23 protein-coding genes are annotated in these 24,263 nt (G+C 26.4%); 8 read left to right on the top strand and 15 right to left on the bottom strand.

Translation table 11 applies throughout. The features are described from left to right. Positions 1-12 precede the first annotated feature (12 nt). Entirely contained in the window at positions 13-432 is a 420-nt protein-coding gene (locus Q0K19_RS02715) for a hypothetical protein (RefSeq protein WP_297245093.1), read from the top strand. On the opposite strand, the gene Q0K19_RS02710 is transcribed toward Q0K19_RS02715, so the two are convergent. Next, positions 433-1,314 (bottom strand): VIT1/CCC1 transporter family protein, encoded by an 882-nt coding sequence (locus tag Q0K19_RS02710; RefSeq protein WP_297245092.1) that lies wholly within the window; start codon positions 1,312-1,314, stop codon positions 433-435. 70 nt (positions 1,315-1,384) lie between these two features. Further along, on the bottom strand, positions 1,385-2,260 hold the full coding sequence (locus tag Q0K19_RS02705; protein WP_297245091.1) for a DMT family transporter: 876 nt from the start codon (positions 2,258-2,260) through the stop codon (positions 1,385-1,387). Positions 2,261-2,768: 508 nt separating this feature from the next. Here Q0K19_RS02705 and Q0K19_RS02700 point away from each other — a divergent pair. After that, on the top strand, positions 2,769-3,791 hold the full coding sequence (locus Q0K19_RS02700; RefSeq protein ID WP_297245090.1) for a diguanylate cyclase: 1,023 nt from the start codon (positions 2,769-2,771) through the stop codon (positions 3,789-3,791). A gap of 16 nt (positions 3,792-3,807) precedes the next feature. Next, the gene (locus Q0K19_RS02695) at positions 3,808-4,404 is read left to right on the top strand and encodes an L-threonylcarbamoyladenylate synthase (protein ID WP_014486494.1); all 597 of its coding nucleotides are present in this window, start codon (positions 3,808-3,810) and stop codon (positions 4,402-4,404) included. A gap of 20 nt (positions 4,405-4,424) precedes the next feature. Here the strand turns inward: Q0K19_RS02695 and Q0K19_RS02690 are convergent, their stop codons facing one another. From Q0K19_RS02690 to Q0K19_RS02655, 8 genes are all read right to left on the bottom strand, one after another. Beyond that, a complete protein-coding gene (locus tag Q0K19_RS02690) occupies positions 4,425-5,045 on the bottom strand; it encodes a hypothetical protein (RefSeq protein WP_297245089.1) in 621 nt (206 codons plus the stop codon). Positions 5,046-5,048: 3 nt separating this feature from the next. Then, the gene (locus tag Q0K19_RS02685) at positions 5,049-6,296 is read right to left on the bottom strand and encodes an AAA family ATPase (protein ID WP_297245088.1); all 1,248 of its coding nucleotides are present in this window, start codon (positions 6,294-6,296) and stop codon (positions 5,049-5,051) included. Positions 6,297-6,663: 367 nt separating this feature from the next. Then, positions 6,664-7,818: a HEAT repeat domain-containing protein gene (locus Q0K19_RS02680; protein ID WP_297245087.1), complete on the bottom strand. Its 1,155-nt coding sequence runs from the start codon at positions 7,816-7,818 to the stop codon at positions 6,664-6,666. A 92-nt stretch (positions 7,819-7,910) separates the two neighbouring features. Continuing rightward, positions 7,911-8,564, bottom strand: a complete 654-nt coding sequence (locus tag Q0K19_RS02675; RefSeq protein ID WP_297245086.1) for an OmpA family protein — start codon at positions 8,562-8,564, stop codon at positions 7,911-7,913. A gap of 20 nt (positions 8,565-8,584) precedes the next feature. Continuing rightward, the gene (locus Q0K19_RS02670) at positions 8,585-9,196 is read right to left on the bottom strand and encodes an OmpA family protein (protein WP_297245085.1); all 612 of its coding nucleotides are present in this window, start codon (positions 9,194-9,196) and stop codon (positions 8,585-8,587) included. A 180-nt stretch (positions 9,197-9,376) separates the two neighbouring features. Beyond that, positions 9,377-11,095 (bottom strand): methyltransferase domain-containing protein, encoded by a 1,719-nt coding sequence (locus Q0K19_RS02665; RefSeq protein ID WP_297245084.1) that lies wholly within the window; start codon positions 11,093-11,095, stop codon positions 9,377-9,379. Positions 11,096-11,229: 134 nt separating this feature from the next. Then, positions 11,230-11,940, bottom strand: coding sequence for an ankyrin repeat domain-containing protein (locus Q0K19_RS02660; protein WP_297245083.1), 711 nt, complete (start codon positions 11,938-11,940; stop codon positions 11,230-11,232). Positions 11,941-12,657: 717 nt separating this feature from the next. Continuing rightward, a complete protein-coding gene (locus tag Q0K19_RS02655) occupies positions 12,658-13,896 on the bottom strand; it encodes an ABC transporter substrate-binding protein (RefSeq protein WP_297245082.1) in 1,239 nt (412 codons plus the stop codon). Between the two features lie 190 nt (positions 13,897-14,086). Between Q0K19_RS02655 and Q0K19_RS02650 the strand changes: the two genes are divergently transcribed. From Q0K19_RS02650 to Q0K19_RS02640, 3 genes are all read left to right on the top strand, one after another. After that, the gene (locus Q0K19_RS02650; RefSeq protein WP_297245081.1) at positions 14,087-15,670 is read left to right on the top strand and encodes an aryl-sulfate sulfotransferase; all 1,584 of its coding nucleotides are present in this window, start codon (positions 14,087-14,089) and stop codon (positions 15,668-15,670) included. Positions 15,671-15,701: 31 nt separating this feature from the next. Then, a complete protein-coding gene (locus Q0K19_RS02645) occupies positions 15,702-16,604 on the top strand; it encodes a nicotinamidase (protein WP_297245080.1) in 903 nt (300 codons plus the stop codon). 114 nt (positions 16,605-16,718) lie between these two features. Continuing rightward, positions 16,719-17,918: a DUF819 family protein gene (locus Q0K19_RS02640; RefSeq protein WP_297245079.1), complete on the top strand. Its 1,200-nt coding sequence runs from the start codon at positions 16,719-16,721 to the stop codon at positions 17,916-17,918. A gap of 3 nt (positions 17,919-17,921) precedes the next feature. On the opposite strand, the gene Q0K19_RS02635 is transcribed toward Q0K19_RS02640, so the two are convergent. Next, positions 17,922-18,374 (bottom strand): DIP1984 family protein, encoded by a 453-nt coding sequence (locus Q0K19_RS02635; RefSeq protein WP_297245078.1) that lies wholly within the window; start codon positions 18,372-18,374, stop codon positions 17,922-17,924. A 67-nt stretch (positions 18,375-18,441) separates the two neighbouring features. Here Q0K19_RS02635 and Q0K19_RS02630 point away from each other — a divergent pair, with 67 nt between their 5' ends. Next, on the top strand, positions 18,442-18,864 hold the full coding sequence (locus tag Q0K19_RS02630; RefSeq protein WP_297245077.1) for a hypothetical protein: 423 nt from the start codon (positions 18,442-18,444) through the stop codon (positions 18,862-18,864). A gap of 347 nt (positions 18,865-19,211) precedes the next feature. Here the strand turns inward: Q0K19_RS02630 and Q0K19_RS02625 are convergent, their stop codons facing one another. Continuing rightward, positions 19,212-19,895, bottom strand: a complete 684-nt coding sequence (locus tag Q0K19_RS02625) for an HAD family phosphatase (protein ID WP_297245076.1) — start codon at positions 19,893-19,895, stop codon at positions 19,212-19,214. A gap of 225 nt (positions 19,896-20,120) precedes the next feature. After that, positions 20,121-21,881, bottom strand: coding sequence for an aspartate--tRNA ligase (aspS, locus tag Q0K19_RS02620; protein WP_297245075.1), 1,761 nt, complete (start codon positions 21,879-21,881; stop codon positions 20,121-20,123). A gap of 262 nt (positions 21,882-22,143) precedes the next feature. On the opposite strand from aspS, the gene Q0K19_RS02615 reads away from it, so the two are divergent. Continuing rightward, a complete protein-coding gene (locus tag Q0K19_RS02615) occupies positions 22,144-22,878 on the top strand; it encodes an NYN domain-containing protein (RefSeq protein ID WP_297245074.1) in 735 nt (244 codons plus the stop codon). A gap of 9 nt (positions 22,879-22,887) precedes the next feature. Here the strand turns inward: Q0K19_RS02615 and Q0K19_RS02610 are convergent, their stop codons facing one another. Both Q0K19_RS02610 and Q0K19_RS02605 read right to left on the bottom strand, forming a co-directional pair. Continuing rightward, positions 22,888-23,430 carry a ComF family protein gene (locus Q0K19_RS02610; RefSeq protein ID WP_297245073.1) on the bottom strand — a complete coding sequence of 181 codons (543 nt, stop codon included), beginning with the start codon at positions 23,428-23,430 and terminating at the stop codon, positions 22,888-22,890. Further along, positions 23,423-23,923 (bottom strand): hypothetical protein, encoded by a 501-nt coding sequence (locus Q0K19_RS02605; protein ID WP_297245072.1) that lies wholly within the window; start codon positions 23,921-23,923, stop codon positions 23,423-23,425. Before Q0K19_RS02605 ends, Q0K19_RS02610 begins: the two co-directional genes overlap by 8 nt. Between the last annotated feature and the right edge of the window lie 340 nt (positions 23,924-24,263).

The following is a 24,263-nucleotide window of genomic DNA, read 5'->3' as shown; positions in this document are numbered from 1 at the left end:
TATAAACTTTAAATGAAAAAGATAATATTAATATTTTTCTTAAGTATTTATACAATAGCTGTAGCCGAACAGAAAATATTTGTATCTACCAAATTAAAAGGTAATGATTTAAGAAAAGAGATTCTTAAATGGGTAAAGAATGAAGCTGGAAATAATAAATTCAGCAGCTATGATAATGGACTTGTTTATTTATTCTTTGTGTCTAATAATGTAATAAATAACAATTCATTATGTTTTGATATAAACTTTCATTTAGAATATGATAAATTTATCGTTAACTTTTCTAATACTAAACTTTTAAATAATAGTACAGGAGATACTAAAGATTTAAAATTCAGCACTTGGGATACTCTCACCAATAGCGGCTGGTTCAAAGAATACAATGATATAATATCAAATATTATAGATGAACTAGAAAGTATAGTAAGCTGATTAAATATCTATACCTAAAAACTGCTTAACTAAAAGCCCTATTAAAAAACTTATTCCTGCAACTGTTAAACTAATTCCAGCCATCTCAATAAATCTTTTTTTGAAAGGTAAACTCTTAGCAACAGATATATAATAAGTGAAGAAAAATATTATAAATACAACTATACAAAGCATGGTAATTAAAGCGTATAAATAATGATTGCTTGGAAAAATAAGATAAGGCAATATTAAAAGTGTTACAGTTATTAAATACATTATCCCTGTGTATGAACATGATTTAAAAGCATTTTTATCACCTTCAGCTTTAGCAGATAAATACTCAGAAGAAGCCATAGATAATGTAGCTGATATTCCTGTTATGATTCCTGATAATGCAACTAATTTATTATTTTGTAAAGCAAAACTTAAACCTGCTAATGTACCGCTTATTTCTACTAGGGCATCGCTTAAACCCAAAACCATAGAACCTGCATATTTCAGCCTGTCTTCATCTAGTATTGATATGAGTTTGTTTTCATGCTCATCTTCATCAAAAGCTATCTTTTTAGCATCAGGAACTTCGGAAACTATTTTTGAGTATATATTCTCGGCGTTCTTCTCCCCTCCTTCCATTATCTTTATTACAAATGTATATCCTAATATAAAACTCAATATAAAATATTTTAATACTTTTAATCTTTGAGGCTTTAATTTTTTATTGGTGTATTTTTCTAGTATTTTTGAATGAGCATATTCTTCTTTTGCAATGTTTTCTAATACTTTTCTATCATCTTCTTTTTTTACGAACTTAATAAGATTCAAATAAACAGCATGCTCAGTAACCTCATTTTGCTGCATCTCTAATAAAAGCTTCATAGTGTTTTTAGAAATATTATTATCCATTTTCATTTCCAATAAAATATTTTATTATTATATTATATTATAAAATAAAAATATAGTATATAGTAATAAATTAATTTTTAATATAAATCTTATTTTTATAAAAGTAAACTAATAATGCAGCAAATATTGTAAGTGCCATTCCTATTATAGAATAAATATCCACTCTTTCTTTGAATAAAAATACGCTGAAAATATATGAGAATATTACACCAGTATAATTATATATACTTACAGCAGAAACAGGAGCTTTTTTATATGCTATAGTTAAAAAGAATTGTCCGAATCCTGCGAATATTCCTATAAGCAAAAGTAATAACACTTCAAATAAATTAGGAATTACAAAACTCTTCACGAAGAATAATGAGAATATACATGAAAACAAAGAAAAATAAAATATTATTAATGAGTTGCTTTCTTTTCCTTTTAGAGAGCCTATTATAGCATAGGAAATACCTGCGAACATAGCAGCAGATAAAGCGATAATAGCTGGAAAAACATTTGAATTCATAGTCGGCTTTATTATAAATATAGAGCCTATTGCAGCAATTATCATTCCAAGCCATTGCATTTTTAAAACTTTTTCTTTGATCAAAATAAAAGCAAAAAAACTAGACCAGAAAGGGGAGGTTTTTTGAAGCACCGAAGCATCGGCAAGCACCATATTATTAGTTGCATAAAAATAGCATATAATACCTAAATATCCTGAAACACTTCTGCATACTATTGATAAAATATTGCTTTTATTTGGAAAAGGTCTTTCTTTATCTCTAATCATAACAAAGGCACTTATAAATAATGTTATAAAGTTACGGGCAAAAACCTGTTCCATTACTGGTATATTAGAGCCTGAAATTTTTACCGCTATTTCCATTATACTAAATGAAAGGGCAGAAAATATTATAAATAAAGAACCTAATTTTATATTATTATTTGAATCGTTAATCATAGCATTTAATATTATATTAAAATAGTCTAAAAATCAATGATTATATATTAGCAGTTTTATAAGATTTTATCTTTCAAAGCTAAATAAAAATATAAAAGGGTAGGGTAGTTAAATAATTAAATAAGGTTTTAAAATTTAATTACATTTCCCCGCCCTTTATATTTTCTAATTATTTTGCAATTTTAGTTTTTAATTTTTTTTATTACTTAATTAGAATTTATAGCACCCGCCCAAGATTTATTTATTTTTTTATTAACTTACCGCACGCATAGTTATATTTTTGATTATGTGAAAATTAAAAAAATAATAGTATGGTTAATAATATAAAGTCTGCTTACCGTGCGTTTTATTAATTTGAAATTTGTACAGACTATATAAAGTAACAGTATTTATTCTTTTAATAACTCTAATTTATATTATTAATATGACTCTATTTTTTATTTAATAAATTTTGTAAATTTACGATACTCTAATATAAGAATTATATACTTTGAAGACGTAATTAATTATGAATGAAAATATTTTAGTAGTAGAGCATAGAGCAGACCTTTTAGACAGGTTTGTCGATCTATTAAGAGAAAGACATTATAATCCTATAGCAACTAAATCCAGAGCCCAAGCAGTTAATATTTCCAATGAAAGTACATTAGATTTGATACTTTTGGATGCGGATATTGGGGACTCTCAAGGTTTACAGCTTCTTGATACTTTCAAAAATCAGGAATCAACTAAAGGAACACCTGTAATTCTTTTAAGTACTCCTTATAGAAAAATGGAATTTATAGAGGAAGCTATAAATTTAGGAATTGATGGGCTTATATTTATACCTTTTGATGAGATGGAGCTCATTGTAAGGGTTAATAGCTGTTTAAAGTATAGAAAATTATATGTGGAACATCAGAAGCTAATTAAACAGGCAGATTATTTACAGAATTCTTTAGCTGATATGACAGAAGTTTCTAATAGAAATTATCAGTCGTATAAAGATGCACAGAAAAAATATGATGATATATTGAATGTAGATTTGGAAACAGGTCTTTGGAATAAAAAAGAGTTTTATGAACAGTTTTCAAGGCTTCTTTATGAAACAGTAAGGCATGAAGAAACTATAGTGCTTGCATGTTTTTCTATAGATGGGCTTGATAGTATCATAAGCGAGTATGGAATAATTGCAGCCGAAGAAATAATGCTTAAATTCACAGAAGTTCTTAGAAGGACAACTAGAAGGGAAGACATTTTAGCTAGATTTGATAATAATGAGTTTATGGTTGCTTTCAATAGAATGAATATAAGATTATATGATAAAAAGCTTGAAGAGATAAGAAGCTTTGTTGATAAGAATGAGCTTGAATATAATGGTATTATAATTAAGTATACAATATCAGCCGGCATATCATATACAGCATATAAAAAGAATTATCATATAGAAGGCATGGAGAAAGAAATAGCACCCGTATTATTAGCTCTCCATAATGCTAAAAGACGCGGATTTGCTAGTTTATTTGTACATCCTACTTTGATAAAGAAATAATATTTAAAGGCATTATATGATAATCAATCTCGATAAAAATAATTCTGAAAGTATAGAGTATGCAGCCAATGAAGTTATAAAAGTTATTAATGGTGGCGGAATAGTTGTATCCCCAACAGATACGGTTTATGGAATGCTTGCAGATGCTTTCAATACTGATGCTATAAATAGAATATATACTATAAAAGATAGAGAGAAGAATAAGCCTCTTTTAATATTATCAAAAGATTTAGAAAGCGTAAAAAAATTTTCTAATAAAGAAGTTCCTGATATAATAAAAAAGAATATACCGGGAGAATTAACTTTCATTGTTCCTCTTTTAGAAGAGTTAAAAAATAGATTCACATATTTAAAAGACACTGTAGCCTTAAGAATACCGAATGATAAATATATGCAGCTTATATTAAAAGGCACTAATCCTTTGGTAGCTCCTTCAGCCAATCCAAGCGGTTATGGAGTTATACTTGACGGCAATGAATTAGCAGAGCTTTACAAAGACAAAGCTGATTTAATAGTTAATGCCGGAGTCTTAGAAAATAAAATGCCTTCCACACTTTATGACTGCTTAGAAAATAAAGTACTTCGTCAGGGCTCTGTTCATTTGGATATATGATTTTTAAATATTCTGATTAATTAAAGTTCCTCTAAATATTTGAAAGCATAAGGAAAGTCTGAATAGTTTTTTGATTGTATATTTGAATAATCATTTATTGGTGAAGGTTCTTTTTGATTATGTTCTTTTAAATATTTATTTACAGCATTATCATGATTGTTTTGAAATACTTTGTCCCAATGTTTAAATATATCATCTTTGATTACTTCCTTATCTGTTGTACTATTGTAATAATATTCAAGCCAATCTTCTAATGCATGATAATTAAGTATAAATATATTAGAATTAATATTTTGTACTGATTTTAAATTCTTATTAAATTTTTTTCTTAAATCTTCCAAATGTTGCAGTTTGGCATTATCACAGTCAGTTATAAATACAATTATTTTTCCTAAACCATATTCATTCATAGTGGAAGTTCTATTTGTTATAAAATCTACTATTCTATTTATCTCTTTATTTTTTTGTTCATCATTTTTTATATTTGCACTTAATTGATGAGTTAAAGCTTCTCCTCTGTATTTAACTTTATTATTAAGTTTTTCATTTATATATTTTCTAAAATATTCAAATTCAGTTTTTCCGGGTGAAAAGCAGTATAAATAATATTTTTCATTATTTAATAATCTTCTTTTTCTCATTTATTATTCCTCATCATTAATAAAAAATTTTGAAGGAATTTCAAATAATCGAGAATTGTATTTAGCTTTTAGGCTGTTTCTTTTATACTCTTTTTCTAAATCTTCTCTTTTTAAATCTTCAAAATCAGCAGCACAATATAATTCGCTTTTATTGTCTTCTTTATTTAGAAACCAATAATGATTTAATAGTGTATTTTTAAGGCACATCAAATTAGTATCATGAGTAGATAATATTAATTGTGCTTTAGGATTATCTAAATCTTCAAACATATTTTTTTGGAACAAACTAATAACAAGCTCTAAAAGTTCAGACTGCACACCTTGAAATTCATCAATTATTGATAATTTACCGCTCTTTACACATCCTAATGTATCAAATAGATTATTAGCATAATTTTTTGTTCCATAAGATTCTATTTTTCTAAATTCATCTTCATAATTACTATGAACTGAAATAAGCTTTTTTTTACTAGTTCTATTAATTAGATTTTCTACAAGATTAGTAGTTTCTCTATAATTTCTATTTTCAATTACTTTTATATTATCTATTCCAACATCAGCAAGAGAAATTAATTTTTTATATATATTCCAAGAGTTTGATTTATCTAAAGCATAATAAACTCTATCAAGTTGAAAAAATAAACTATCAGTATAATTTTCATTTGCATTTAGTAATGGAAATATGAAATTAGTTATAAATGCCATTCTGTAATTTCCTATTATTGATTTATAACTATTTACACTATTTAGATATGTAATAACTGTAATATTATTTGGTATGCCTTCTTTGTTTTTTAAAAGATTTATACCATTAATAATAGAATTTTCTTCTCTTTCAAAAATTATATTATTATTTTCTTTTAGTAATTCATATTTTATATCAGTGTTATAAGCTATTTCATAATGATATAAATTATTATTATAATAAAATTCAAGAGAAAATTTTATATCTTCATTTTCTCCATAAACCATATTTTTTATAAATAATTTTTTATAATGCTGATTAATATCATCATCTTCATAAGAATTTATATCAAATAAATATTTAATTGCATCAAGCAGATTAGACTTACCACTTCCGTTATGTCCATATAGTATGCATAGTTTTGATATATAATCATCATTTATTTTATATACAAATGGGTTATTTTCAATTTCTTCCCTGTTGCTTTCATTTACTTCTATACGCATATCAAGAGTAACTTCATCATAAAATGATTTATAGTTCTTTGCACTGAAACTTACAAGCATTTATTTTCTCGCTTTAATTTTTATATTAAAAAAATATTTTCTTATAATAAATTTTAGCATATATATAAATTAAGTCTAGCATTTTTTAATTATCAATCTTTTATAATCCTTATTAATATTTCTATTAAGCTAAATAGTCAGCATTAAATTTTTTGTTTTAATTTCCGCACGGTGAATGCATTTATATTATTAATTTAAATCATAATTGTGAATTAAATTATATTATAAATTTTGTTCTGCGTGCGGGGTATAGTATAAATATTTTAAATGAAGTTAGGGGAGGGTGGGCGGGCAGAATGAATTTTTAAAATAAAAAAGGCTTACCATTATATTATAACAGCAAGCCTAATAAAAATATATATAACTTTTAATTAGCAGCAGAATCGTTTTTTACACCTGTTAGCGATTCTTCTATAGTAGGAGTGGAAGATGATCCTTCTTCTCCTATAACAGATTTTGCAAGATTCTTTATTTTATCGCTGGCAGATGAAGTTGCTAATGTTTTTATAGCTTCATACATATTTCCTGTAGGTGCTGATTCTTTATATAAATTAAGTATCTCCATAGTGATCGCTTCTGAATTATCATTTTTAAGCCTGTAAATTAGAAGCTCTTCTATTTCAGGTTCAGATTTATAATTTGATAAAGCCTTAATAGCATAAATACGCACAGAATCACTGTCATTTTTAGCAGCCTCTATTACATCCTTTTTAACATCTCCATAAGCACTGTATTCAGGGAGTACATAAATAACCCTTGCTGTAATTTCCGGTAAATCTTCAGCAAGTAGTTTTTGAAGTATATCATAGTTTTCAGCACTAGGATAAGCACCCAATGCCACAACACCCATATATCTAACTAAAGCAGGTTCTCCAGCATTTTGAGCCGCATTCTGACAAATCTTTTCACCTTTAGTGTTTTTGGTTATGCTGAAATATCTTAATATCTCAACTTTAGTACTTGATCCTACAGTATTATTTGTATATATCTCTAATAAATAATCTGCAGCCATCTCTGATTTTATAGCCCCCAAAGCATTTACCATACTGTCTAATACAAGTCCTGAAGCATTTGTAATTTCTGCCATTATAGGAACTTCATATTGAATATCCGGATAAATAGAACATAGATAATAAGCATCTTTTCTTACACTATCATTTTCATCTTTAATGGCATATTCTATTATAGATTTTGCATTGTCATTCTTATTTTGTTTGAAGAAATTTATAATCTCGCTTTTTACTCTGTTATTTTTTTCTTCAGGATAATGACTGGCAAGCATTGCAATATCAGCTTCATTTTTAGTTCTTTTTATTTTAGCAATAGTTGCTATTTTTTGAGTAGGAGTTCCAAATTTAAAAGCCTTTTCATATTCAGCATTGATAAGTCCGGATGATTCAGTGGTTGAAGTATTTGTTGAAACAGTAGGAGCTGTAGGAGCTTCATTAGTAGGACTTTCTGAAAAAGCTTTAAAATTAATAAGAATAGTTAATAATAAAGTGCAAACAATAATATTTCTCATAAAATAAAAAATTTCCTTAAAGTTTATAATAAAACCTCCCTTAAAATATAAATAATAAAGGAGGTTTGTTTTTTTGCTATTTTATAATACAATCAATTTTCCTGATATGTACTTTCGCTTCTTACATCCAAATTAGAAATGTAAGTGTTATATTTTACTAAGTCTTGATCATTGGCTATTATAACAAACTCATATCTTCTAAGTTCATTTTGAGTAGGATATTCAGGAAGAGCTTCACCAAGAGGGCTTTCTATAACTCTTTCAGAAGGTACTCCTTTAGCCAACAAGTATGCCTTACCGTTTTTAGCTCTTACAACAGAAAGATTATAATTATAAGGATAAGCCTTTCCTCTGTTGCTAGTATGAGCTTCCAAAACTATATTCACATTAGGATTCTTCTCTAAAAACTCTATAACCTGATTGAAAGACATTTCAGCTGTTGCAGGCATATTAGTTTCCACAAATTTGAATATTACCTTTGGAGTAGTTTCCAATATTCTTCCTCTTTCAGTATCTCTTATAGAAGTATCTATAGGAAGATAAAGCTCTTCAGAACCAGAAGCCAATGTTTGTGTATCTGATGGCGTATTAGTATCAGCTACTACTTCTTCAGGCTTAGGCTTTTCTTGTTCTACCGCTTGAGGGTCATCTGCTATTACTACATCTTCAGGTGTTGTATTTGTAGGCGTACTTTTACATGCTATGACAAAGATCAATAAACTAAAAATCAATAAAACTTTTTTCATTATTTACTAAAACCTCGGCATTAATTTGTTTCTTTATTAATGTCGACAGTTTTAGCAAAATCGTTATACTTTTTCAAATCATCTTCAGTCATTATTATTATAAATTCGCTTCTTCTATTTTCTTTTAGAGTAGGGTATTCAGGCAAAGCCTCTCCGAAAGCATTCTTTAATAATCTGCTGTTTTCTACACCTAATTTTATTATATAGTTGTAGCTTTTATCAGATCTTCTTTGAGATAGTTTATAGTTATAAGGAGCAGGACCTTCTTTACTTGAATGTCCTTCTGATATTATTCTAATACCCGAATTATTATTTATTATTTGATAAACTAAGTTATAAGCATCTTTATAAGTTCCTATTTCTATAGTATTATCAAATCCGAATTTTACCTCATAAGTTGAACCAGGCTTACCAACATCAGCTTTAGATTTAGGGTCATGTAATACCAATACTTTTCCTCTTGGAGTTTCTCTTACACTAGCTCCGTCAGGAAGGTTAAGCCCTTTAGCATTTTGATTATTTGCTTCAGTTGTTTTGAATCCGCTATTATCTTCTGGACCAGTAGCAACAGGGGCACTTTTACATGCAGCTGCTAGAATAACTACTGACATAAGTAAAAATATTTTTTTCATAATTATATTTCCTTAAATATCATATTATTATATTAAAACAATTAACATAATATACATCTATAACAAAAATAATACTATATTTGTAAAATTGTAAAAACTATAGTTATTTTCATATATTGATAATTAATCATTGAATATACAAAATTTAAGCTACATTTAAAACATTTTTACGTCAGTATTTTATTTTAATGACTTTTGATATATGCATTCAAATGTATCGCCTAAATTCTTACTTTTGGCAAAAGAGCTATATATTCCTGATAGAAAGTTATTTTTTATAATGAAATTAAAGCCGAATATATCGCAGAATCTATTATAATAAACACTTTGATTTTCTAAATTTATGCATTTAAGCGAATATTTAGACATAAGTATATCCAAAGATTTAGGATTAGCTTCAAATGCATGATCTGAAGGCACTATAGAAAAATAGTTTTTATTGAATCTTCCGCTCAAACCATTACCATTAGGAGTGGCAAAGGCCAATATTCCATCATCTTTAAGCGAATAAATTATGCGTTCTAAAATACTTTCAAAATTGTATATATGCTCTACAACATACCAGGCAGTTATTATATCATATTCTTTTTCTTTATATTTAAAATCTAGTAAAGAGCAGTTATGTACATTAAGATTAAGAGTGTTTATACAGTAGCTTGAGGCATATTCACTTATCTCTATGCCCTCTGTTTCATATCCATATTCTCTTGCTTCTTTAAGAAAGAAACCCATTGCACTTCCTATATCAAGTACTTTTCCATTGGGTTTTATTTTCTTTATTTTTTCTAATCTTCTTTTAGCCAAAGCGGTTAAATTGGCACTGTCCTCCTCATAGGTTTTTCCGTACTGATTTTTATAATCTTCAACGAAATACTTAGAAGAATAATCTGTAAATGGAGGAAGAAAATATTTTCTAAATAGTGTATTACATTTTTGACATTTATATAAATTGGATTCCAAATTTCTATTTTTCATTTCTATATTTCTGCTTTTGCAAAATGGACATTCTATATTTTTGAAATCTTTTATATTGTCTATTATAGTTTTTATACGCTCCAAAGATTTATCTGTATTGATTAATTTACCTTTTTCTTTGTATTTATTTTGCATATCATCATTAAATAGAAATTCTTTTAATTTATTTATTGCAGTATCAATATCTATATTTTGAAAGAATCCCAAATTAAAGAAAAGCTCTTCCTGACTTCTTGCCAAATCATCATGATATTTTGTAGGAGAAAGCAAAATTACAGGTATTGAAGATTCTATGCATTCAAAAGCTGTAAGTCCGAAATAGGTTATAACTGCACTGTATGGATTTTCAAATATATCAGTTCCGAAATTCTTATATCTTATATTACTATATTCGCTTTCCCTTTCTGTATCTATCAATACAAAATTTTTATCTTTTATTTTGCTTATTATTTCTATAGCCTTGTTTTTTAATTCATTATTAAATCCTAAATAAAGAAGAATAGGGGCATCAGCATCATATTTTGGTTTAACATTAGAATTTAATATAGTAGCTATGAAAGGCTTTATATTTACCTCTTTGGAATTATCTATATTAGGAAGCATTTCTATAACTATATCGGCGAATGCTCTTTCATTTCCTACGCTGTCTATTATTATAACATTGCTTATTTTTTTTAATTCTTTAATATATTTTGAATCTACTTCTCTGCTGTCTACTATTATTAGATAAGGATTTAAGTTTACTATTTCATTATATCTGCATGTATTTATAGTATTATCTTTAAATATACCGCTGTTATCATTAATAGAAGAAAATGTAAAATTATAATATTCTTTTAATTTATTTGATATGAACTTCATACGGGTAATATGTCCGAACCCGTATATTGTTCCTATATCTGTTATTATACATATATCCTGCATAAGTCGCACAACTATTTAAAATTTATTTATGATTCTTAATATTATATAGCAAAAGAAATATTATTACAAATTAATATTTATGGGCGGGTGGGTGAGAGATAAGATTAAATAAGAAAACAGCATTTTTATTTACTCTATTTTCTATAATTATTCATCATATCATTTATTCTGTTCATAGTTTTTAAATCTTCATTGTCTTCATTATCGCTTTCATTATTTTCATTGCTTTTCAAATAAATATATGCATTATCACCATTATTATCAACTTCATCAATATTAATATTATTTTCAAGAAGCTCTTTTACTATATCTTCTTTAAGCATTAAGCATGCATACATAAGTCCATTAACACCATCATTAGTTTTGCTGTTAATATCTGCATTATGATTTATAAGAAGTTTTAATATATCGGTATTATCATGATTGCAGGCATAAATGAGCGGAGTAAAGCCCTCATTATTTTTTGTATTAACATCAGCATTGTATTTTAATAATAGTTTAACAATATCAATCCTTTTATAAAATACTGCAGTAAGAAATGCATCGAAACCTTGTTTATTTTTTATATTTAAGTCAGCATTGTTTTTAAGCAGAATTTCAGCAATTTCACTATGCCCGTAAAATGAAGCAAATATCAAAGCAGTCCAATTTTCATCAGTCTGCAAATTAATATCAGCATTATTTTTTATTAATTCTTCAGCAATATTAAGTCTATTAAATATAGATGCAAGCATTAAGGCAGTAAATCCTTCATCATCTAATATGTTTATATTGATATTTTTATTTAAGCATTCTTTTAATTTGTTTAAATCTCCGCTTTTAGCAGCATCAAAAAATTCTTTCATATTATTAAAAACCTTTATTTATTATGAAGTTTAAATATTTAATTAAATCTTTAATTGTTAATATATACCTAAACAATTATATTTTGTCAAAAGCAAAGTTATATTTTTGTTTTTATATTTGGGGCTTTGCTGCGAAGCACACAGTCGTGCCATACCCTACTTCTTTTGCGACCGAAGGAAGTGCCTGTGGTATTGCTACAAAGAAGCTATATCCTCGACAAGCTCGGATACGCTTCGCGAAAGGCTATATTTGAACTTAAATGTAATAAATTATTTTACATGTAAGACAATTTTAGTATTATTTAGTAATAATTTTATACTTGCACTTTTTGCAACTTTTTGCGGCGGGAAAAAGTTGACTAAAAAAATTGACAAACTTAAAAATTTTCAGTATATACTAAAAATTTTTAAGTTTGTCAAAATTAGTTTTTATATTGTTATTATTTTCGGGGACTAGTCCCCGAACCCCTACTTCTTTTGGTGACCCAAAGAAGCAAAAGGACTGCATTTTTGACACAAATCTTGGTTTTACCTTATATTTCAAACAAAACTTAATAATGTTTTATACTGTTAATAAACAAAAATTACATTTACAAAAAAGTAAAAATTGACAAAATATATTTGTTTAGGTATATACTATGAGGCAAAGTATATTATCATACTTTACCTCAATTATTTTTTTATTTATATTTTTCAGAAGTTAAAAATAAAATTAAATTAATAAGATTTTTTTCTAGTCTTTTTAATAACTATAACAGCAATCAATATTAAAGCGATAACAGATATTATAATAATACTGTTATTTGATTTTGCAGTTTCAGTGGTAAGCATTTCTTTCCAAAGGCTTTCCATAAGTAAACTATCTTTTCCATCCGGATTGGCTGCATAATGAATCATATTTTCCATAGCTTCTTTATCCGGATATATTCTCCTATCATTTTTTACTTCGTCCGGCATCATACTAACAGCTGTCATATTAGGAGAGGCATATTCTATATAATTGGCATTTTCCAAAGCAACTTGAGGCTCGCATAAGAAATTAAGAAACATATGAGCTTCTTCTATATTTTTAGCATTTGCGGGTATGGCTATGCATTCAACAAAAGCATTTCCTCCCTCTTTAGGAATTGCAAAATTAAGATTGGTATTATTTGCTATAGTTCTTAAAGCATCTCCTCCATAAGTAATTCCTAAATAAGCGGATTCTGATTCCATTTTATCGAATATCTCATCCATAACATAACCTTGTACAATAGGTTTTTGTTTTTTCAAAGCCTCATAAGCGTTTCTTATTTCGGTTTCATTTGTACTGTTTACATTGTATCCTAAATATCCTTTAGCTGCGGCAAAGGAATCTCTAAGACCATAAGCCATTAATATTTTATCTTTATATTTTTCATCGAATAATAAAGACCAGCTTACATCTTCCGGTTTAACATCAACTTTTTTTGTATTGTATATTATACCGCTCATTCCCCAAGTATAAGGAATAGTGTATTCTCCGTTTTTATCATAAGCTAATGATAGAAAGAAGGGATCTATATTAGTTCTTGCAGGGAGTAAATCTATATTCATTTTCTGCACTAATCCTTCTCTAATCAATCTTATAACCATATAGTCTGTAGGAAATATGATATCATAATCAGTGTTTCCTAATTTTAATTTTATATAAAGCTCTTCATTAGAATTGAAAGTGGTATAATTTACTTTAATTCCTGTAAGTTCTTCAAATTCTTTTACTATATCCATAGAATCATCAGAACCGTCAGCTATATATTCACCCCAGTTGCATATATTTAATATTTTGTTTTGACCTTTAAATTTTTCATAATAATTTAAATCTAATTTGTTTTTATCTAATTTCTCTCCAAAAAGAATATTATTAGATAATGTTAAAAAAAAGCACATAATAAAAATTATGTGAAAAATAAAATCGTGAAATTTTAATTTTTTCATTTTAATTTTTTCTCCTTTGAACTATTATTAAAAAATTAACTTCTAAAAAATAAGGACTGTATTTTATATAAAAAACTAATATTTTCAATTATATTTATATTTTTTATATATTTTTTATTGCAAAAACTTATTTTATTATTTAGAATATAAAAAAAGTTTACATTAATTATGATAATTAGGGTATTTAAAAATGAAAAGATTTGCAGCATTTATAATTTTAATGATGATATTATTTTTATGTTTTTCATGTTCTAAAAAGGAAATCCCGCTTCCTGATGATAAGGTAGGGAAGTTTATATTAAATCCTAATGGACAAACTCCTTTATCATTGTTATACAAGATAGAAACTAATAATAATTATCCTGTTACTGTAATAACAGAAGGAAGACTAGGCGATGAAGATATACTTTTTACTTATCCTAAAAATTACGGCTCTAATTTTGCAATACATGGGCTTTATTCAGAAAATACAAACACAGTTCATATTATTAATGGTACAAACAAAATATCTACTAATATAATAGTTGATAAACTTTCTATAGACGGACTTTATATTCCAGCTACAAACAGAGTAATAAGAGATTTAAAGCCTGAAGAAAATGTATATTTTTTCAATATTAATGATGAGGCTTCTATTACTAATTTAAAAGATAATAATGCAGAATTATATTTTGCAAGTCCTGTTATAAATAGAAGCTGGAAAGGACTTTTTTTAATGGGTGTAAGCAGAAAAGGTAATTTGCGTTATGTGAATTATTCTAACTTCTATCTTACTAATGAAATAGCAAAAGTAATAAATGAAGATAATGATATTGTTATATATGATACTATGGGGGTTAGCGATTTACTTGGAAATGCAAAACTTGATGTTACTAAATTGAATATAGGCGTTCATCATGATGTTATAAGAAAAAAATCTGACAGTAATTATATAATGCTTGCTAATTCTGAATGGGGTGTTGAAGATAGAATTTGCGAAGTTGATAGTAGCGGAAATTTGATAAGAGATTTATATGTCGGCGATTTGATAAAAAAGATAGTTAATAAAAATGGCGATGAGGCAGAAAAAGAGTATTTAAAAAAATTAATATTCGATGAAGATAATAAATATTACAGTATAGGAAGAAAAAAAGATTTTCCTATGGATTGGGCACATTGTAATTCTTTAGTTTATGATGAGTCTAATGATATACTTTATTTATCTGTAAGAAGTTTAGCAGTTATGGCAGTTGATTACAGTGAATGGGAGGTTATTTGGTATATGGCTGATGATACATTAGATACTATGGAATCATACAATCCTTACGGCAGATATTTAAAAGATTTAAAATCATTCGATCCTTATAAAGTATTAGGTGATGGAAATACTGACGGCCCTAAAAGTCAGCATGCTTTATTTTTGATATCAACTAATATAATAGGTATGTTTGATAATCAAGGCGATGAAGATACAAATCCAAATGGCTCAAGATATGTAGAATATAAAATCACTGGTTCTCATGGTTCTTGGAAAGCTGAAAAAATCTATGAATATAAAACAGAAGATAAATTATATTCTCATTATATATCAGACATAGATTTTTTAAGTAATGGAAATATGCTTCTTGATTTTGGCAATAATGCTCAGATAATGGAAGTTGATAAAGAAACAAAAGAAGTTTTTTATCATTTGAAGTTCGGAGTAAAGACTTGGGGTATTTATAGAATAGATAAAATGCCTTTATATTATTCCGATGACTATAAATATAGTGAGGATAGTTCTTTTATAAATTAAACGATTTTTATATTGCAGGAGTATTAGCGGTATGAGTGATGTATACGAAAAAATTGTTAATGAAAAATATATAGGAAAGGAAGTTAATCCTATCAATCAGAGTGATATATTTCATCTTGCTGATATTTATTCAAAAAAATTTAGTTTTAAAAATAATGATAATAATATAGCATTGTTAATAGTAGATACACAAAGAGATTTTATAGATCCTAAAAAAGGTTCTTTGCCTGTAAAAGGTGCTTTAAAAGATATTAAAAGAATAATAAATTTTATATATTCAAATTTAGAGGATATATCGAGAATTTATGTAACTATGGATACTCATTATTATGATTCTATATTTCATCCATATATGTGGAAGAAGCATAGCGGAGAAGATGTTGATCCTTTCACTGAAGTTACATTGGATAAAATATATAATCATGAAATTATACCATTATATAAAAAAGAGCAGATACAATATTTAAAAAAGTTAGAAAAGGCTAATGCAAGAAATCTTATAATATGGCCTTATCATTGTATTCATGGCACAGACGGTTGGCTTATAGAAAAACAGCTTAATAATATACTCTTATTTTATGAAAGATTAAGAGGAAAAAATATACATAAAATAATAAAAGGTACTGAACGTTTAACTGAAATGTATGGAGCTGTAAAACCTGAAGTTATTACTCCTGAAACTAGATTTTTTGATATGGCTTGGGTTTATGAATTAAAAAATTATAAATATATATATGTTTGCGGTGAGGCAAAAGATTTTAGTCTTTATAATACATTATGTCAAATTTGCGATGTATATTCAAGCGATAAAAATATCACTAAAAAAATTAATGTTATGATAAATTGCAGTAGTAGTATATATAATACCAAAGAAATTGAAAAAAAGTATAGTCAATTACAAGAAGATTATAGTATTAATATAATAGAAGTATAATTAGCAATTATTTTTTAATTTTTATCATTAACAATATATAAATTCATTAGTTATATAAATGCAGCAATTAATAAGTATTAAAAATGATGCTCTGATTTTTATGTAGGGGTAGTAATGAATAGTTTAATTTCAGCTGATAATTATTGGGCTTTATGGGCAATAGTTGTTGGATTTGCAACTTTAAGTATAGTTCTTGAACAAAAACATAAATGGGCTTCAACCATTTCAGGAGTTATTATAGCATTAATATGTGCTATGACTCTTAGTAATTTAAATATAATACCAAGATCTTCTCTTGTATATGATATAGTATGGGATTATGCTGTACCTTTGGCAATACCATTATTACTGATAAAATGTGATATAAAAAAAATATTAATGGAAAGCGGAAAAATATTAGTTATATTTTTAATAGGGTCTTTTGCTACAACTGCTGGAAGTTTGATAGCATTTTTTATATTCAAAAATCATATAAATGAATTAGAAGGGATAGCGGCCATGATTACAGGAACTTATATAGGCGGTACTGTAAATTTTGCTGCCTTATCAAATGCTTTTAATGTATCAGAAAAAATGGTTTCATCTGCAACTGTTGCTGATAATCTTTTGATGGCTTTATATTTTTTTATACTGATATCAATTCCATCATTAAAATTTTTTCGTAGAAATTATAAACATCCATATATTGATAAAATGGAGAATGTGAAACTTGATAATATTATATCAGAATATTGGAAACCAAAGGAAATATCTTTAAAAGATATAGCGATATCAATATCATTAGGTTTTATTATAGTGGCCGTTTCCAATTCATTATCTATTTATCTGTCAGCATTGATTCCTAAAACAAATTTTATATTGTATATGATTAATGGTTTATTAGGAAATAAATATTTAATTATAACTACTATATCTACAATTTGTGCTGCTTTATTTCCGAATATATTAAGTAAAATTGGAGCGGCACAGGAGATAGGTACATTTTTAATTTATTTGTTTTTTTTCGTAATAGGAGTTCCAGCATCATTAACTGAAATAATAAAAAATTCTCCTTTGCTTTTAGTATTTTGTTCTATAGTTGTTTTTATAAATATGCTTATATCTTTTGTATTTGGAAAAATTTTTAAATTTAATTTAGAAGAGATTATATTAGCTTCTAATGCAAATATAGGAGGACCTACTACAGCAGCAGCTATGGCAATATCAAAAGGGTGGATTGATCTTGTAGGGCCTGTAATATTTGTTGGAACACTTGGATATGTTATAGGAACATATTTTGGAATATTTATAGGGAATTTATTATTGGCCCTTTAATAATTATAAATCTGTATTCCAATTAGCAGACTGTATCATCACATCAATATCATTAAATGCTTTTGATAATTTGTCAAATTCATTTTGTATATCTTTTACATTGACTAATACTTTCATTTTTACTTCATTCTTTGCTGTTCTAAAATCTTTACTGTTTACCTCTTTCAGAATGCTTTTATAAATATCTATTTCTCTGCTTAATTTATCTCTTATATTAATAGCTTCTGATATTGATATACCTATTTCTAGTCTTGTAGTATTTTCTTTATTGCTTATCTTCATCATCAAGTCGGACAATTCATTATTAGTTTCTATATATTCTTTAATCAAATCATTAGGGTCTTCATTATTTTCATTATCTTCTTTTACAGCAACATTATTTTTAACTCTTTTCTTTAAATTATCTATTTTTTTTATATATTCATCTTTTTTTAATAATGCTTCTCCTAGTTTCATAAATATCTCCTATAATTATTTTGACATAAATTAATTTTGTAGTATTATATATCTATAAGGGCAAAATATGAACAGATTATCAAAAATAATAATAATATTTTCTTCATTTTTTATATGCAGTTGTCTTAATTTTTATACAGGCTCTACATCTCTTGATGATGATGGAATAGATAAAAAATATTATGGTACTTATGAAGGATCTGTTACAATAATAGAAAATAATAATCTCACATCTCAGGCTACTGCAAATGTAATAGTAAGCAGCGGAAGTGCCATATCTATAAGAATGACTGGAGGCACTATCAATTTTTATAATACGGCATACAAAGAGAACATAATAACAATTTCTGATAATGTATATAAAGTTTCTATTACTTCATCAGGATATAAATATGACTTTACTTTATCTTTTAATAATAGTTATATGAATCTTTCTTTTTATGCAAATAATAACACTTTAGATGAAGGCACTTTAACAAAGATAAGATAAGCATAAAAAACGATTTTAGATTTCCCGCCCTCTATGTTTTATAGTACATTTTTCAAATTTTAATCTGCATTATTTTATTATTTATTTTGAAATGTTAACGTCCGCCCAAGTTCTAATTATATTTAAAATCCACTTACCGCACGGTGAGCAGATTTTAAAACATAATAAATATTGTATTATTAATCTATTTATATTTTTTAATTTAGCTAAACGTGCGTTGTGATATTTTTAAAATTTAAAATACGCTTGGGTGGGTGCTATAATTTCTAATTAGGCTTTAAATATAATTAGCATTAAAATTTCATGATACAGCATCAAACTTTAAAGGGTGGGGAATGAGAATAAATTTAATTATATTTAAAATTATTTTCTATATAGTTTTTTACTTCTATTAAATCATTAAATTTTTTGTACGCTAATTCTTTTTCATCTTCTTCAGTTAATAAAAGCAAATCAGGAACATAAAATCTTTTTTCTATATTGGCATTCTTGGCAGATAAAAGTCCGTTTTTAGAATCTTCTAATATTATTACATTATTTTTATCAGCATTAAAATAACTGCAGGCATTATTATATAAATGAGGATAAGGCTTAGGAAATTCCGCTTCATCTCCGCAAACTATATAATCAAATTCTTTTTTCAAGTTAGTTTTCTCTAAATACAAATCAACTTTTTTTCTTATGCTTGAACTAGCTATGGCTTTTTTTATATTATTATCATTTAAAAACTTTATTAATTCATTGGCTCCCTTTTTTATATTGATGCCATCTTCTCTAACTATATTAAAAGATTCATCAACTTGGCTTTTAATTATATCATAAAATAATTTTTCATTATTATTTGAAATTTCCATTATTGTATTTTTTATCGCATTTTCATTTGATCCTAATATTTTACTGAAAAACAATTTTTTAACATCTATATTGACATTATAATTTTTAAAAGATTTTTTCCAAGCAGCCAAACTTATAGTTTCAGTATCAAGCAGCAGACCGTCCATATCGAATATTACCAAATCTAATTTATTCATATTTTATATTCCTTCAATTCTAAAAAATAAAATTATTTGATTAATTATATAATACGATTTTTTTTAATATTGTGTAGTAATTTATTTTTTAACTATCAACTTTTTTGTGCCCAAAAAAGTTGCAAAAAAGACATAGGTGGGGAGTGGAAATAAATTTTTAAAAAATAAAAAGCCCCACTATGTAAATATAATGGGACTTTTTTATTAAAAATTATTATTATATTCTTATTCTTCTATACTTAAATGAAGCTCTTCTAATTGATCAGCATCAACAGTAGAAGGACATCCGCTCATCAAACATTGTCCTTTTTGAGTTTTAGGGAATGCTATAACTTCTCTAATGCTGTCTTGTTTTTGTAAAAGCATAACAACTCTGTCTATACCATAAGCCATACCGCACATAGGAGGAGCACCATATTTCAAAGCATCAAGCAAGAATCCGAATCTCAATTTTGCTTTCTCTTCGTCTATGCCTAAAAGTTTGAATATTATAGCCTGTACTTTGCTGTCATAAATACGCTGACCGCCACCGCCTATTTCATTACCATTTAATACCAAGTCATAAGTATCGCTTCTTACTTTTAAAGGTTCGCTTTCAAGTATAGCAACATCTTCGGGTACTGGGGCAGTGAATGGGTGGTGAGTAGCTGATATTCTCTTCTCTTTATGATCATATTCAAATAATGGGAACTCTACTACCCATAAGAAATTCAATTTATCTTTATCTATTAAGTTCAATTTCTCAGCAACTTTTAATCTTAAATTACCCAAAGCATCAAATGTAACTTTTGGAGTATCAGCAACGAAGAATAATAGGTCGCCTTTTTCTGCTTTAGTAACTTCTAATATTTTCTTTTGATTTTCTTCAGAGAAGAATTTAACTATATTAGATTCAAGTCCTTTTTCAGTAACTCTCATCCAAGCAAGTCCTTTAGCTCCAAATATACCAACATATTTAGTGAAGTCATCAATATCTTTTCTGCTTAATTTCTCTCCGCCTTTAGCATTCAAACATCTTATTATAAATTTGTTGTCTAAAGCATTTTTGAATACTGCAAAATCACAGCCTCTAACAGCATCTTCAACATTGATAAGTTTTAATTCAAATCTAGTGTCTGGTTTGTCGCTTCCATACATTTCCATAGCATCATAATAATTTAATCTAGGGAATGGGGTAGGTAAGTCAATACCATAAACATCTTTAACTATATTAGCAGTAATATTTTCCATAATAGATAAAAACTCATCAGTATTAAGGAAAGAAGTTTCAATATCAACCTGAGTAAATTCAGGCTGTCTGTCTGCTCTCAAATCTTCATCGCGGAAACATTTAGCTATTTGATAGTATCTTTCAAAACCGCCTATCATAAGTATTTGCTTGAATATTTGAGGAGACTGAGGCAATGCATAGAAATCTCCAGCATTTAATCTTGAAGGAACAAGGAAGTCTCTAGCACCTTCAGGAGTACTTTTATTTAATATAGGAGTTTCTACATCTATAAATCCATTGTCTGCTAAATGTTTTCTAAAAGCATTAGTAATTTGGAATCTTTTATATAAATTATTGAATACAGTAGGTCTTCTTAAATCTAAGTATCTGTATTTTAATCTTATATCTTCACCAGTATCAATATCATCTTCAAGTAGGAAAGGAGGAGTTTCAGAAGTATTAAGAAGCTCCATTTTTTCAACCATAACTTCAATTTCACCAGTAGGAATTTTAGGGTTAATCATCTCAGGACTTCTAGCTCTGATTTTACCTTCTATACTGATAACATATTCGCTTCTTAAATCTTGAGCTTCATTATGTGCTTCTTTGCTTATTTCAGGATTGAATACTATTTGTACGAATCCTGTTCTGTCCCTTAAATCTACGAATATTACTCCGCCATGATCTCTTCTTCTTAAAACCCAGCCGGCTAGCTTAACTTCTTTACCGATATCATCTTTTGTTAATATACCATTATAGGCACTTTTAAAACGCATGTTAATTCCTCTTTTTTAGTTGATTATTTTATTGTTTAAAATTTATTATAAAAAATAAGTTATATTTCTTTTTTGAATAAACATAATAATTATATTATAAATAGGTATAAAAATCAACAATCTAACAAAATATGTATCAATTTTTATAGTAATTTATTGACAATATATATTTTTTTTGATATAATTGATTCATTATTAGATTCTGGTGTAAAAGCCCCCAAACATATTGGGTGTGCCAACCCCGAATCTTTTTTTATTTTTTATGTATTATATAAAAGCAGCTATTCTAATAGACGGTTCTTTTTTCCTAAAAAGATATAAATTTTATAAAAGGAATATCGATAGTAATTTCAATTTTTCTAAAAATAATGTTCAAGATATAGTAAAGGATTTATATTCAATATCATTAGCAAGTATGAACAAAGGAAAAAAGGATATGAATTATTATTTGTACAGAATATTTTACTATGATTGCTTTCCATATAAAGAAAAAGAACATAATCCAAAGACTAATAAATCAATAGACTTTTCAAAAACAGATGAATATATATTTAGAAATGAATTATTTAATGAACTTAGAAAAAATAGGAAGGTAGCTTTAAGATTAGGTGAATTAAAAAAACAATACAGTTGGACTATGAAACCATCAAAAATAGAGTCTATAATAAAAGATATTAGAAATAAAAAAGAAAATTTTAAATTAGACTATAATGATATAAGTGAAGATGATTTTATTTTAAATTTGAAACAGACAGGAATAGATATGAAAATTGCTGTTGATATATCATCACTATCATATAAAAAATTGGTGGATAAAATAGTATTAATATCTGGAGATAGTGATTTTGTACCAGCTTCAAAAATAGCTAGAAGGGAAGGAATAGATTTTATATTAAATCCAATGGGTAATCATATAGATGTTTCTTTAGAAGAGCATATAGATGGTCTTATTAATGAAAGAACAACTAAAAGAATAATAGAAAAGATAAAATCATAAAAAATATTTTTAATAAAAAAAATGATTCCTATAACAGAAAATTAATATTTCTAAATTATAATTGAATTCAAATCCTTTAAATATTTTTATAATCTCTTTTATAGTTTCACCTGAGGCATAAACATCATCTATTAAAAGTATATTTTTATTTTTGAGTTTATCATAATTTAGTATTTCAAAAGCATCTTTAATATTTTCATTTCTTTCTTTTAGAGTTTCCAAAAATTTCTGTTCTTTTATATCTTTTTTTATTTTTATAAATTCGCATTTTTCTATATTAAATTCTTTAGATATATAATCAGCAAAAAAATCCATTACACCATTATTTTTATTTGAAGGCACATAAAGTATAATGTCAAATTTCTTATTATTTGTTTTTATATAATCAGAATAATAATTTTTTATTTGTTCTGTTATCTTTATAGGAAAATCAATATTATTTTTTTTGAATGCTCTTAATTCATCTCCAAGTTCTTTATCCAAATCACCTAATGCTGTTATAGGTATATTGTCTACATTGAATTTTTTATAAGCAGTAAAAATACTATTCATTTATTTTATCTTTTAGTATTAAGTACATTACGCTTGCAAAAATCCAATTTACTATTATTCCTTTATATCCCAAAATAAATCCGTTTAACCAAGTATTAATATTGATATCGAAAATAAATGTGAGAATTACAGATGATAATCTTCCTAGTATAAGTGCAAATAATGAAGTGAATATAAAAGATATATTTTTATTTTTCATTATGCTTATTACACTTGCAAACACAACTCCTTCAAATATTAAAAAATATAATGTAGGAGGCATTGGCATATTTGTAAGAAAATAATTCAAAAGAGGTGATATAAAACTAAGCATTATTAAAAATAGAGGATTTAATATATAAGCTCCCAAAGACAATGCAAAAAATAAAGGAAGAAATTCAGTACCTTTAAATCCGAAGTAATGTGTTATAATAGGTGAAGCTAAACTTATGATGCTTAGCAGAAACAGTATAAAAATATTAACATTTATTTTTCTTAAAGATATAGTTCTCATAAAAATATCCTGATTAAATTATTTTCATTTAGTATGTATTATACTTAAATATTTATATTTGTCAAAATTTACGCACGGTAATTAGATTATAAAATATAAAAATATTTTAATTTATAATTTAAATAATAAATTAAAAGTTATTAGGCGTGCGTTGAATAATGCTAAAAATCTAATAAAAACTTGGGCGGGTATTAACATTTCAGTGTTAGTATATAAAAATAATTAAGCAGAAATTTCAAAACTAATCTAAAAGTAATAAAGGGCGGGGGTATGTAATTAAAGTTTTAAAAGTTAATTATATTTGCCCACCCTTAAGGCTTACAGTTTTTATATGCATATA

It is taken from the genome of uncultured Brachyspira sp. (assembly GCF_944393015.1).
Classification (GTDB): Bacteria; Spirochaetota; Brachyspiria; order Brachyspirales; family Brachyspiraceae; genus Brachyspira.
The sequence above is the reverse complement of the archived record's forward strand: the minus strand, read 5'-3'. Positions and strand labels throughout refer to the sequence as shown.